Annotated in this window: 12 protein-coding genes; 6 read left to right on the top strand and 6 right to left on the bottom strand. The window is 72.7% G+C overall.

The window, feature by feature from the left end:
• Positions 1–27: 27 nt before the first annotated feature.
• Together ABEA87_RS35125 and ABEA87_RS35120 are read left to right on the top strand one after the other, a co-directional pair.
• A complete protein-coding gene (locus ABEA87_RS35125) occupies positions 28–1086 on the top strand; it encodes a LacI family DNA-binding transcriptional regulator (RefSeq protein ID WP_345637150.1) in 1059 nt (352 codons plus the stop codon).
• Between the two features lie 133 nt (positions 1087–1219).
• Positions 1220–3079, top strand: a complete 1860-nt coding sequence (locus ABEA87_RS35120; protein WP_345637148.1) for a potassium channel protein — start codon at positions 1220–1222, stop codon at positions 3077–3079.
• Here ABEA87_RS35120 and ABEA87_RS35115 read toward each other — a convergent pair.
• A complete protein-coding gene (locus tag ABEA87_RS35115) occupies positions 3048–4325 on the bottom strand; it encodes a DUF4032 domain-containing protein (RefSeq protein ID WP_345637146.1) in 1278 nt (425 codons plus the stop codon). The two genes, ABEA87_RS35120 and ABEA87_RS35115, sit on opposite strands and share 32 nt — an antisense overlap.
• Before the next feature lie 81 nt (positions 4326–4406).
• Here ABEA87_RS35115 and ABEA87_RS35110 point away from each other — a divergent pair, with 81 nt between their 5' ends.
• On the top strand, positions 4407–5591 hold the full coding sequence (locus ABEA87_RS35110) for a trypsin-like serine peptidase (RefSeq protein WP_345637144.1): 1185 nt from the start codon (positions 4407–4409) through the stop codon (positions 5589–5591).
• A gap of 29 nt (positions 5592–5620) precedes the next feature.
• Complete coding sequence (locus ABEA87_RS35105; protein ID WP_345637142.1) at positions 5621–6376, top strand: phosphatase PAP2 family protein; 756 nt, start codon at positions 5621–5623, stop codon at positions 6374–6376.
• Positions 6377–6415: 39 nt separating this feature from the next.
• On the opposite strand, the gene ABEA87_RS35100 is transcribed toward ABEA87_RS35105, so the two are convergent.
• Genes ABEA87_RS35100 through ABEA87_RS35080 form a run of 5 tightly spaced genes read right to left on the bottom strand, consistent with a single transcriptional unit; the run spans position 6416 to position 11115 of the window.
• On the bottom strand, positions 6416–7252 hold the full coding sequence (locus ABEA87_RS35100; protein WP_345637140.1) for a class II fructose-bisphosphate aldolase: 837 nt from the start codon (positions 7250–7252) through the stop codon (positions 6416–6418).
• Positions 7252–8196 (bottom strand): 1-phosphofructokinase family hexose kinase, encoded by a 945-nt coding sequence (locus tag ABEA87_RS35095; RefSeq protein WP_345637138.1) that lies wholly within the window; start codon positions 8194–8196, stop codon positions 7252–7254. The genes ABEA87_RS35100 and ABEA87_RS35095 overlap by 1 nt, the downstream gene beginning before the upstream one ends.
• A complete protein-coding gene (gene nagA, locus ABEA87_RS35090; protein WP_345637201.1) occupies positions 8193–9296 on the bottom strand; it encodes an N-acetylglucosamine-6-phosphate deacetylase in 1104 nt (367 codons plus the stop codon). Before nagA ends, ABEA87_RS35095 begins: the two co-directional genes overlap by 4 nt.
• On the bottom strand, positions 9290–10246 hold the full coding sequence (locus tag ABEA87_RS35085) for an ROK family protein (RefSeq protein ID WP_345637136.1): 957 nt from the start codon (positions 10244–10246) through the stop codon (positions 9290–9292). The genes nagA and ABEA87_RS35085 overlap by 7 nt, the downstream gene beginning before the upstream one ends.
• On the bottom strand, positions 10243–11115 hold the full coding sequence (locus ABEA87_RS35080; RefSeq protein WP_345637134.1) for an SIS domain-containing protein: 873 nt from the start codon (positions 11113–11115) through the stop codon (positions 10243–10245). Before ABEA87_RS35080 ends, ABEA87_RS35085 begins: the two co-directional genes overlap by 4 nt.
• Positions 11116–11294: 179 nt before the next feature.
• Here ABEA87_RS35080 and ABEA87_RS35075 point away from each other — a divergent pair, with 179 nt between their 5' ends.
• Positions 11295–12080 carry a DeoR/GlpR family DNA-binding transcription regulator gene (locus tag ABEA87_RS35075; RefSeq protein ID WP_345637132.1) on the top strand — a complete coding sequence of 262 codons (786 nt, stop codon included), beginning with the start codon at positions 11295–11297 and terminating at the stop codon, positions 12078–12080.
• Between the two features lie 149 nt (positions 12081–12229).
• On the top strand, positions 12230–12727 hold the full coding sequence (locus ABEA87_RS35070; RefSeq protein WP_345637130.1) for a DUF3263 domain-containing protein: 498 nt from the start codon (positions 12230–12232) through the stop codon (positions 12725–12727).
• Positions 12728–12733: the final 6 nt, after the last annotated feature.

Below are 12733 nucleotides of genomic sequence, written 5' to 3'. Positions count from 1 at the left end.
AAGCGCTTTCCGGCCTAGACTACGGGCGTGGGAACGAAGCGGTCAAGGGTCACCGGCCTAGTCACGGCGGTCACGTTGCAGGATGTCGCGACCGAGGCGGGGGTGTCGTTGGCGACCGCCTCGCGGGCGCTGCACGGAGGCACCCGAGTGGTCACCGCCGAGCTGCGCGAGCGGGTGGAGAAGGCCGCGCGGCACCTCGGGTACACATCTCACGGGCCGGCCCAGGCGCTCGCCCGCGCCACCACGCCCGTCGTCGGCTTGATCGTGCACGACATCGCCGACCCGTACTTCTCCGCGCTGGCCATCGGTGCCATGCGGGAGGCCCACGAGAGCGGGCTGCTCGTGCTGGTCTGCAACACCTTCCGCGACCCGCTGCTGGAGCTGGACTACGTCGCCCGTCTGAGGGCCCAGCGCGCCCGCGGGGTGCTCCTGTTCGGCAGCGGCTTCACCGAGCGCAGCTACCAGTCGAAGCTGCACCGCGAGCTGGACCTGCTGGCCGGCCTCGGCGGCCGCGTCGCGTGCATCAGCCCGCACGGCTTCACCACCGACGCCGTGCTGCCCGATCACCGCGACGGCGGTCGGCTGGCCGCGCAGCACCTGACCGACCTCGGCCACCGGCGCATCGGGGTGGTCAGCGGCCCGGCCAACCTGCTGGTGAACCAGGAGCGGCTGCGCGGCTTCCGGGATCAGCTGCGGGCGCTCGACATCGAGCTGCCGGCGGAGCAGATCGCCAAGGCTGACTTCACCCGCGAGGGGGGCCGCGCGGCAGCCATCGAGCTGCTCGGTCGCGATTCCGAACTCACCGCGATCTTCGCGCTCAACGACGTGATGGCGGTCGGGGTGCTCGCCGCCCTGCGCGACGATCTGAAGCTGTCGGTACCCGACGATGTGTCGGTGGTGGGCTTCGACGACATCGCGCTCACCGCCGACGTGCAGCCCGCGCTGAGCACCATTCACCTTCCGCTGGAGGAGATCGGCCGGCGAGGCATGGAGCTGCTGCTGGACGAGCAGGCGGTCAGCACCAGGACCGTTCGCGTGCCGGCCAGCCTGGTGCAGCGCGCATCGTCCGCACCGCCGCGCGGCTGAGCCGCCGCCGCGCCCCCGGCCGAGCCGCCGCCGGGCGCGCGGCCGAGGGCGCGGGCCGATGGGTTCCGGCCGATGGATCGCGGCGCGATGTCAATGGCGGTGGCACCTGGTGATGCGTCGTTAACATTTCGGCGTGGCCACCAACGGATTCCGACGCCGATCAGGTCGCGCGCCCGAACTGGTGGCGCAGGCCCGGCGGCGGCTGCTCGCCGCGCGCGACAACGCTTCCGAGCCGTCCCGGCACTACGTGGTCTGCGGCGACGACCCGCTGGCGTACCGGCTCGTGGAGGAGCTGGCCGTGCGCTACCAGCGGCAGGTCACCGTGATCCTGCCGTCGAAGGCGCGCGGCCACGGGCCGGAGCTGGACGCGATGAGCGGCGTGCGGATCGTGGAGGCTCCCCGGCTGGACGCCGACGCGTTCCGCCGGGCGAAGATCGCCGCCGCCGCCGCGCTGGCTCTGGTGCGGCAGGACGACGTCGGCAACCTGGATGCCGCGCTGCAGGCGCAGGAGCTCAACCCCAACATCCGCGTGGTCATCCGGATGTTCAACATGAGCCTCGGGTACGGCATCAGGAATCTGTTCAAGAACTGCCGGGTGCTGTCCGACGCCTCGATCGCGGCCCCGGCATTCGTCGCGTCGGCGCTCGGCGAGGTGGCGCCCAGCTACATCCGCCTGCCCGGGCGCACGCTGTACCTGGCCCGCCGCGAGGATGTCGCGCCCGGCAAGGTGATCTGCGGGCTGGCCGACACCACCGTCGGCCCCGAGCCGGTGCTGCTGCCGCCCGATCAGGCGCGCTGCGACCTGGTGCTGGCCGTCGCGGACGGCGGGCCCGGCGCGCACCGGGCGGACGAGCAGGCGGAGGCGGCGGTGCGCGGCGCGAACCGGCGAGCCCGGCTGGCGAACCGGTACCGGCGGCTGGCGGCGGGCCGGTTGTTCGGCTCGGTACTCAGCCGCAACCTGCGGATCGCCACGCTGATCCTGCTAGGGGTGGTGGTGGTCGGCACCGTGCTGCTCGCCTGGCAGAGCAGCGGGCTGCTGTCCCTCTGGCAGGCGTTCTACCTCACGGTGCTGGACACCGTCGGCGGGGTGGATCCGGACCCGAACGGCCGGGTCACCGTGCAGGTGCTGCAGGTGGTGGTGATGCTGGCCGGGCTCGCGATGATCCCGGTGGTCACCGCGGCGGTGGTCGAGGCGGTGGTCAACGCCCGGCTGGCGCTGGCGCTGGGCGGGCTGCGGGTGCCGATCGCCGACCACGTGGTGGTGGTCGGCCTGGGCAACGTGGGTACCCGGGTCATCCAGCAACTGCACGACCTGGGGGTACCGGTGGTCGCCATCGACCGGCTGGACCAGGCCCGGGGCGTACAACTGGCACGCGACCTGGGCATCCCTTTGATCATCGGAGACGCCAGCCGGGTCGAGACCCTGCAGGAGGCGTCGGCCGGCACGGCCCGCTCGCTGGTGGTGCTGTCCACCGACGACGTGATCAACCTGGAGGCGGCGCTGCACGCCCGCAGCCTGAACAGGGGTCTGCGGGTGGTGCTGCGGCTGTTCGACGGCGGGTTCGCCGACCGGATCCAGCGCGTCTTCGGGGTCACCAGCTCGAAGAGCGTGTCCTACCTCGCCGCGCCCGCGTTCGCCGCGGCGATGCTGGAGCGCGAGGTGATCGGTACGTTCCCGGTCAAGCGCCGGGTGCTGCTGGTGGCCGAGGTACCCGTCGAGCCGGGCGCGGCGCTGTGCGGCCGTACGGTCGCGGCGGCGCAGCACAGCGGCGAAGCGCGGATCATCGCGGTCACGGCCGGTGAGTTCCGCGACGCCGTCTGGGCGCCGTCGCCCGACCGCCCGCTGTCCCCGGGGGAGCGGTTGATCGTGGTGGCGACCAGATCCGGCCTGGGCCGCCTGGTGGCGCAGTCGACCCCGGCCACTGACCCGCCGGACCTTGAGCGGACCGACGTCGGGCCGGTCAGCCCTCAACCCCCACCGGATCGTCCTTGATCACCGGCAGGTCCTGGGTCGGCGGGCCGACCGCGTAGCCCAGCACGGCCTGCTCGTCCGGCCGATGGGTGAGGACGTCGGCCAGGTACGACTGGACGGCCGGAGCCAGCCCCACGTCCCGGCCGGACCGCTCCGACAGCCGCCACCGGTGCTCGATCACCTGCACGAACAGTTCGGTGGGCTCCAGCTTGCCCCGCAGGTGCGCGGGCACCGCCCGGACCACGGGCTCGAACACCTCGGTCAGCCACCGGTGCGCGGCCTGCTGCTCGTCGTCCAACTCCGACTCGGCCCGGTACGTGTCCAGGTCGTTGAGCAGCTTCCGGGCCTGGTTCTCCTCGGCGTCCAGGCCGGTCAGGCGCAGCAGCCGGCGGGTGTGGTGCCCGGCGTCCACCACCTTCGGGCGCACCGAGTACCGCTGCCCGTCGTCGCGCACCGACAGCTGCAGCTCACCGACGTCGAAGCCGAGCTCGTTCAGCCGCCGGATCCGCTTCTCCACGTGGTGACGCACCTCGTTGCCGCCGTCCACCTCCTGCTCGTAGGTGACCTCGTGCCACAGCGACTCGTACCGGCGCACCACGTCGTCCGCGACCGCCTCCGGGTCGATCGACTCGTGCAGCAGCTCGGCGGCCTGCAGGTCGAGCATCTCGCCGAAGATGTTCACCCGGGCCAGTTCCACGTCCTCGCGCCGCTGCCCGGTGGACAGCCTCTCGTGCAGGGCGCCGGTCTCCGCGTCGACCAGGTAGGCGGCGAACGCCCCGGCGTCCCGGCGGAACAGGGTGTTGGACAGCGACACGTCGCCCCAGAAGAAGCCGGCGAGGTGCAGCCTGACCAGCAGGGCGGCCAGGGCGTCCAGCAGTCGGGTCATGGTGTCCGGGCGCAGCGTGTGGGAGAACAGCGCCCGGTACGGCAGCGAGAACTGCAGGTGCCGGGTGACCAGCACCGGATCCAGGGGCTCCCCGGTCGGGTCGAGCCGGTCGGCGACGATGGCCACCGCCTCCACGCTCGGCGCCCCGATCCGCTCCAGCGCCCGTAGCAGGTCGTACTCCCGCTGGGCCACCCGCTCGCCGGTCTCCTTCACGGCGTACACCGTGGAGTTCAGCCGCACGAACCGCACGACGTGCCGGGAGATGCCCCGGGGCAGCAGCACCAGCCGATCCTCCGGCCACTCCTCCAGCGGGGTGGTCCAGGGCAGATCCAGCAGGGCCGGGTCGAACACGGCGGACGTGATGCGCACGGATACCAGCATGACAAAGGTTTGTTGCGCGACGCGCCCCGCAGTGATTCGTTACACATTCAGGGAGATAGTCGGATCTGAGGGGAAAGGGCGATGCGTACCGGTCTGGCCATTGTCGGGGTCGTGGTGCTGCTCGGGCTGGGCGGCCTGGCATCGCAGGGGAAGCGGCCCATCGCGCCGGAGTCGCTCCGCGCCCCGGCGAAGACCACCGCGCTGCGGGCGCAGGCCGGTGGGATCGCCACGGTCGGGGTCACCGCGACCATGCAGCACAGCGTCGCCGAGGGGCACCCGGTGGTCCTGTCCTACCCCGGCGCCTCCTACGTCAAGGTGCACGTCAAGATGCTGCTGCTGCCGGGGGAGTACCTGACGGTCACCGACCGGTCCGGCGGCCAGTCGGCCAGGTACGGCGCCGCGGTGATCGACCGGTGGCTGATGTCGGTCGACGGTGACACCGCGGTGCTGACCGTCCGGGGCAAGCTCACGCACGTCGTGGTGGACAAGATCGCCCGCGGCTTCACGCCCGCCGAGCGGGCGGCCCAGCGCAAGGTCGAGCAGTCCCACCGGGACGCGGCGGTGACCGCCATGCACCGGGGCGCAGACGGCCAGGCCCGGTGCGCCACCGGCCCCGCCGCGGACGCGGCCTGCTTCAAGGGCTCGCACCCGGTGGCGTACGGCAACTCCCGCGCGGTGGCCCTGCTGCTCATCGACGGCATGCGGCTGTGCACCGCCTGGCGGGTCGGCCCGGACAACCGGATGATGACCGACAACCACTGCCTGTCCACCACCGCGAGCGCGCGCGACACCGAGATCTGGTTCAACGACGAGTGCCTGATCTGCGGCGGAGACACGATCACCAAGCCGGTCAAGGTGACCGGAGACGAGGTGCTGTTCACCGACGCCACGCTCGACTTCACGCTGTTCAGCGTGCAGAATTTCGCGGCCGTGCGGCCGTTCGGGTACCTGTCGCTGGACGTGCGCGACCCGAAGCCGGGCGAGCAGCTGTACGTGCCCCAGCACGCGAACGGCGACCCGACCGTGATCGCCACGGGCTCGGGGCCGAGCGGCAGCGGCGCCTGTGAGGTCGTCTCGCCGGTGGCCAACGGGTACGCGAAGGGCACCGACGTGTCGTACTACTGCGACACCTCGGGCGGATCGTCCGGGTCGCCGGTGATCTCCTGGAATAGCGATAAAGTCGTCGCCCTGCACCATTTCGGGGGCTGTCCCGACTCCGGGGTGCGGATCGACCTCATCTACCCGAAGATCCGTAGCCTGATCTAGCGGCTGGCCTGGCCCGGTACCCTGGTCGGGTGGCGGCGATCAAGCGGGTCAGGCCGGCGAGCTGGTGGTTCGACGGGCTGCTGCTGGCTGCCTTCGTGGCGATCACGATCGGGGTCGCGAACCATGCCCTGATCGGGATCGATGTCGCGCTGCGCGACTGGTTCGACCACCACCGCCCGGGGGTCCTCTACTGGCCCGCCTGGGTCGGCAACCACCTCGGCCAGGGCGGCTGGCTCACCAGCATCTGCGGCATCCTGGCGCTGCTGCTGGCCTGGCGGCGGCGCTCGGTGCGCCCGGTGCTGCCGGTCATCGTCGCGTTCGCGCTGACCTTCGGCGTCCTCACCCCGCTCAAGGACCTCACCGATCGCCCGGCGGCGGACGCCAACGTGGTGCACGCCGGCCGGGCCTGGGCGCGCGGCTACTTCGGCGTCGGCGGCGTCTCGTACCCGTCGGGCCACCTGGTCAACTCGATCGTCTGGTACGGGCTGCTGGCGCTGCTGCTCACCGCCTGGGTACCGGTGGGCTGGCGACGGGTGATCCGGGTGGTGCCGCCCAGCGTCCTCGCGGTCACCACTGTCTACCTCAGCTTCCACTGGCTCACCGACACCGTGGCCGGGCTGCTGCTAGGCCTGGTCTTGGACCGGATCATGCACCGGATCCCGTGGGACGACCTGCCCCTGGGGCGCAGGCTCGCCGCGGCAGGATGGGCCGGACCGGGCCTGGGTACCGGCCGGCCGGCCGACCCGCGCGGCGGGCGGAGCCCGGAGTTGGCCGGCCGCCGCTAACCCGGTCCCCGTCCCCGGATCGGGACCGGTGAGGCTTGATCAGGCCAGGACGGACAGGAACGCGGCTACCGTCCCGGCCATCGCGTCCCGGCCCTTCGCGAGGTACCGGCGCGGGTCCACCACCGCCGGATCGGCCGCCAGGGCGCCCCGGACGGCGCCGGTGAAGGCCACGTTCAGCGCCGTACCCACGTTCACCTTCACGATGCCCGCGGCCACCGCCCGCCGCAGCCCGGCGTCGGTCACCCCGGACGAGCCGTGCAGCACCAGCGGCACCGGCACCGCGGCCCGCAGGGCGGCGATCAGCTCGAAGTCCAGTTCGGCACCCCGGCTGGTCATGGCGTGCGACGAGCCCACCGCGACCGCCAGCGCGTCGACCCCGGTGGCCTTGACATAGTCGGCCGCCTCGGCCGGGTCGGTGCGGGCGCCGGGCGCGTGCGGGGGAGGCGGCGGGGCGCCGTCCTTGCCGCCGACCGCACCCAGCTCGCTCTCGATCCACAACCCGTGCCCGTGGGCGAACTCGGCCGCCTCCCGGGTGGCCGCCACGTTGTCGAGGTAGGACAGCTCGGAGAAGTCCGCCATCACCGAGCCGAACCCGTGCTCCGGTGCCTGCCGCAGCAGGTCAGGAGACTTCACGTGATCCAGGTGCAGCGCCACGCCCACGGTCGCGGCGCCGGCGACCGCCCGGGCCGCCGCGGCCACCGGCCCGAGCGCGCCGGCGTGAAAGCGCACCGCGTTCTCGCTGATCTGAAGGATCACCGGCCGGTTCGCGGCCGTGGCGCCGGCCACGATCGCCTCGGCGTGCTCCAGGGTGATCACGTTGAACGCGCCGATCCCGGTACCGGGGACCACCAGCTCGGCCGTTGGAACGAGCGGCATCAAACCTCCCGTACGTCGGCGGCGCGGCGCAGTCTGGCGTAGTCGGTCTGCGAGATAGTTCCGGCCACCGGGTTCAGCACGGCCGCACCGGACAGGCCGACGGCGTCGGCCAGCCGCTGGGGCCAGGGCACCCGATAGGCCAGCCCGAAGGCGAGCGCGGCGACGGCGGCGTCACCGGCGCCGGTCGGATTGCCCGTGAGCGCCGCGGCCGGCCGGGCGTGCCACCGCCCGTCGCCGGTGGACGCGACCAGGCCGTGCGGCCCGAGCGAGGCCACCACGGCGGTGCGGCCACCGTCCCGTACGGCGTCGGCCGCAGCCACCGCCTCCGCCTCGACCAGTTCCACGGCGCCCGCCTCGAAGGCGCCGACCGCCATTCCGGACATGATGGCCAGCTCGTGGGCGTTCGGCTTGACGATGTCCGGGCCGGCCGCGACCCCCGCGGCCAGCGGCTCGCCGGAGGCGTCGAGTACGACCGGCACCTCTACCGAGCGGGCCAGCTCGATGAGCCTGGCGTAGGCGTCGACCGGCAGGCCGGGCGGCAGGCTTCCGGACAGCACCACGACCCGGCTGATCCGCAGCAGGGCGGCGTAGTGAGCGACGAAGGACTCCCACTCCGGCCCGGACACCTCCGGCCCGGGCTCCCAGAACCCGGTGGTCGACGAGCCGTCCACCACGACGGTGGTGCGCCGGGAGATCCCGGCGATGTCCACGAAGGAGTGCCGGATCTCGCCGAGCAGGGTACGGATCGCCGCGCCGGTGCCGCCCCCGACCAGGCCGGTGGCGAGCACCGGCTCGTTCAGGCCGTGGAGCACCCTCGCCACGTTCACGCCCTTGCCGCCGGGCCGCTCGTGTACGCCCGCGACCCGGTGCACCTCGCCCGGGCGCAGCCGCGGTACCTGATAGGTGACGTCCAGGGCGGCGTTGAGCGTGACGGTGAGGATCACACCCACGCACCGCCGCGCATCACCCGCACCACCTGGAAGTCCTCCGACAGCTCGACCAGATCGGCCCGCAGGCCGGCGCGCAGGGCTCCGACGGTCGCGTCCAGCCCGATCGCGGCGGCCGGCGTGGTGGACGCCATCTGGCACGCGTCCACCATGGACACCCCGGCGCCGATCGCCCGGCGCAGCGCGGCGTCCATGGTCAGCGTGCTGCCGGCGATGGAGTCCTTGCCCGCCAGCCGGGCCACGCCGTCGGCCACGGTGACCGCCAGGCCGCCCAGCTCGTACGTGCCGTCGCTCATGCCGGCCGCGGACATCGCGTCGGTGATCAGGGCTGCCCGCCGCGGCCCGGTCACCCCGGTCGCGAAGGCCAGCGTGCCGTCGTGCAGGTGGGTGCCGTCGGCGATGAACTCGCAGACCACGCTGGGCGCGCCGAGCAGCGCGAAGACCGGGCCGGGTGCCCGGTGGTGCGGCGGGCGCATGCCGTTGAAGACGTGAGTACCGACCGTGGCGCCGGCCGCCACCCCGGCGAGGGTCTGCTCGTACGACGCGTCGGTGTGCCCGAGCGCGGCCACCACCCCGTGCCCGACCAGCAGTCGGATCGCCTCGATCGCGCCGGCGCGCTCGGGAGCGATGGTCACCATCCGGACCGCGCCCGCGCCGGCCCGGATCAGCTCGGTCAGCTCCTCGGTCGAGGGGTCGCGCAGGAAGGTCGGGTTCTGCGCGCCGCAGCGCAACTCGGACAGGTACGGCCCCTCGAAGTGGACGCCGGCCAGCACGCCCTCGTCCACCAGCGGGGCGAACTGCCGGGTGGCGGACAGCATCAGCTCGTACGGGGAGCTGACCAGGCTGGCCAGCATCGTGGTGGTGCCGTGGTGGAGGTGGAAGTCGGCCGCCTTCCGGGCCTCGTCGGCGTCGCCGGTGGTGAAGCTGTGTCCGCCGCCGCCGTGCACGTGGATGTCGACGAAGCCCGGCACGATCCAGTGCCCGTTGTCGGCATCCTGGCCGGGCCCCACCGCGACGATCAGGTCGCCGTCGATCGACACCTCGCCGCCGTCGAGCACGCCCTCCGGCGTGACCACTCGACCCGAAACCTTCACGATTGATCCTCCAACGCAGCCAGCGCCAACAGCCCGGCGCCCAGGCAACCGGCCTCGTCGCCGAGTTCGGCGCGCACCATCGCGGGCATGTACTGGAAGGTGAGCTTGCCGGCCAGCGCCTCGCGCAGCGGCCGGATCAACGCGTCGCCCGCCTCGGCCAGGCCGCCGCCGATGACGATCACCTCCGGGTCGAACAGGGTCAGCCCGGTGCGCAGGCCGTCGGCGAGCACATCGATGGCCTCCGTCCACACCTCGGTCGCGATCGGGTCCCCCTCGGCCAGGCGGCCCACCAGGTCCAGCGCGGTCGCCGGCCGGCCGATCCGGGCCGAGTACGCGCGCCCGATCGCCGCCGCCGAGGCCTCCGCCTCCAGGCAGCCATGCGCGCCGCAGCCGCACCCGTGCCCGCCCGGCCGGACGATGATGTGTCCGATTTCACCGGCCGCCCCGTGCGCCCCGGCGAACGCCTTGCCGTGCACGACGTGTGCGGCGGCGATGCCGGTGCCGATGGGTACCACCAGCACGTGCCCGTACCCGCGTCCGGCGCCCAGCCGGGCCTCGGCCACGCCGCCCGCGCGCACATCATGGCCCAGCACGGCGGGCAGGCCCAGCCGCTCGGAGACCAGTCGGCGCAGCGGGACGTCGCGGAAGTCCACGTTCGCGGCCCAGACCGCCACCCCGGCCGTTTCATCGACGATCCCGGGCACCGCCACCCCGACCGCCCGCACCCGGTACCCGTCGGCCCGGCCCTTCTCGGCGAGCGACTCGGCGACCTCCAGGATGGTGGCGACCACGGCGTCGCCCCCGCGCTGGGCGTTGGTGGCGTACCGCTGGGAGTGCACGGCCACGCCGTCCCGGTCGACCAGCGCGGTCTTCATCGCGGTGCCGCCGACATCGATGGCGACCACGACGTCGTGCGGGCCTCCGGCTCCGGAGGATTGTTCGGGTTGACTCACGGCAGCACCACCGATCGGGTCAGGTGGACCGGCCGGTCCGGGTCCAGGCCCCGGCTCGCGGCCACCGCGACGGCGAAGCGCTGGGCCAGGACGAGTTGGGCGACCGGGTCGCGATTCGACGGCACCAGGGTGGCGCCGGTCGCGCCGATCTGCTCGGCCAGCCCCTCAGGCAGGTCGCCGAATGCCCACACCGCCCGGCCGGGCGCGGCTATCGCTATCGGGCCGTGCCGGTACTCCATGGCCGGGTACGTCTCGGTCCACAGGCGTGCCGCCTCCCGGCACTTGAGGGCGGCCTCGTACCCGAGCCCCACCGTCCAGCCGCTGCCCAAGAAGGTCACCTGCTCGATGTTCGCCGGGTCCAGTGGCAGCGGGGCGGCCAGCGCGTCGTGGGCGTCGGCGATGGCCGGCCCCACGTCCTCGCCCAGGTGGGCCCGCAGCAGGGTCAGCGCGCTGGTCGCGAACCGGGTCTGCACCACCGACCGCTCGTCCGCGAACGGGAGCTCGATCGAGGCGTCCGCGGCGTGCACCGCCGGCGAGGTGGGGTCGCCGACCAGGGCGGTGGTCGGGATGCTCGTGCCGTGCAGCAGCCGGAGGATCTCGGTGGTGGTGCCGGAGCGGGTGATCGCCAGGATCCGGTCGTACTTCCGGCCGGTGGGGAGTTCCGAGGCGGCGAAGGCATCGGTCTCGCCCTGACCGGCCGCCTCGCGGAGGGCCGCGTAGCACATCGCCATAAACCAGGACGTACCACACCCAACGACCGCTATCCGTTCCCCGGGTCGGGGGAGCACCGGAGCGGACGGCGCGGCGAGCGCGACGGCTCTCGTCCAGCACTCGGGCTGGCTGGCGATCTCCTCGTCGACGTGCGTCACTGGAACCCCCGGCTCGTGGTCCTGCTCATTACAAGCGTGTTTCGCGCACCATTGTGCAGGTGGTTCCCCGGACGGCGCCAGAGGCAGCACAAACTTCGCTCACGTGACTCGACGTTCACCCCCTCTTTCAAGCATGATTGTGCACACATTCGTCAGCGAGTGTGCGGAGGGTGCTCACGGTGGATCGATATGCGCGCTGGAACGCGCTGCTCGAACTGCTCACAAACAGTGGCCGGGTGACCGTGGAGGACGCCGCCGAGCGGCTCGGGGTGTCGCAGGCCACCATCCGGCGCGACTTCGACCAGCTCGGCCAGCAGCAGATGATCACCCGTACCCGGGGCGGGGCGGTCGCCAACGGCGTCTCCTACGATCTCCCGCTGCGGTACAAGACCGCCAAGCACTCGGCCGAGAAGCAGCGCATCGGCGCGGCGGCCGCCGCCCTGGTCGCGCCCGGCATGGTGGTGGGGCTCAACGGCGGAACCACCACCACCGAGGTGGCTCGCGCGCTGGCGGTCCGCCCGGAGCTGGCCGGTACCCCCGACGGCGCCCAGTTGACCGTGGTCACCAACGCGTTGAACATCGCCAACGAGCTGCTGGTCCGGTCCCGGATGAAGATCGTGGTGACCGGTGGCGTGGTGCGCCCGCAGTCGTTCGAGCTGATCGGTCCGTTGGCCGGCGGCATCCTGCGCGACGTGACCCTGGACATGGCGCTGCTCGGCGCGGACGCCATCGATGTCACGCTCGGCCCGGCCGCGCACAACGAGGGCGAGGCCGCGATGAACAACCTGATGGTGGCGCGGGCCCGGCAGGTCGTCATCATCGCCGACAGCTCGAAGCTGGGCGAGCGGGCCTTCGCCCGGATCTGCCCGATCGAGCGAGTGGACGTGCTGGTCACGGACGCGGGGGCGAGCGACGACACGGTGGCCTCCTTCGAGGCGGCCAGCATCCGCGTGGTCCGCGTCTGACCGGTGTGCGTCGGACCGGTGTGCGTCGGACCGGTCCGCGTCTGACAGTCCGCGTCTGACCGGTCCGTGTTTGAGCCGCTGGTCGGCTCGTCGGCGCGCGGATGTTTGACAGGTGTCGGTGACCGGCGGGCGTACTACCCTCGTTCGGTATGGACAGGGTGGGCGTCGACGACCACGAGTCGGCCGGTGAGCCCGGCGACGTCGAAGAGTTCGACGGCGACATCACCGACGGCGACATCACTGACGGCGACATCACCGACGATGACGTCACGGATGACGACCGCACGGATGACGACGTCGCGGACGCTGACGACCTCGGTGATGACGAGTCTGACGAGCCCGGAGACCCGGACCAGCTTGCCACGTTCCGCGTGCCGGAGCAGCGTTCGGCCCCGGACGCCGTCGACTCGCTGACCGAGCGGGAGCTGGCGATGCTCGCCTTCGAGCGCCGGTGGTGGAGGCACGCCGGCTCGAAGGAACAGGCGATCCGTGACCAGTTCGGCGTGTCCTCGACGCGCTACTACCAACTGCTCAACGCGCTGCTCGACCGCCCGGCCGCGCTCGCGCACGACCCGGTGCTGGTGAAGCGGCTGCGCCGGCTGCGGGCCACCAGGACCCGCGCGCGCAGTGGCGGCCGGACGAGCTGAGCCAGC

It is taken from the genome of Rugosimonospora acidiphila (genome assembly GCF_039543385.1).
In the GTDB taxonomy this organism is placed as follows: Bacteria; Actinomycetota; Actinomycetes; order Mycobacteriales; family Micromonosporaceae; genus Rugosimonospora; species Rugosimonospora acidiphila.
This window is presented reverse-complemented; position numbering and strand designations above follow the sequence as displayed.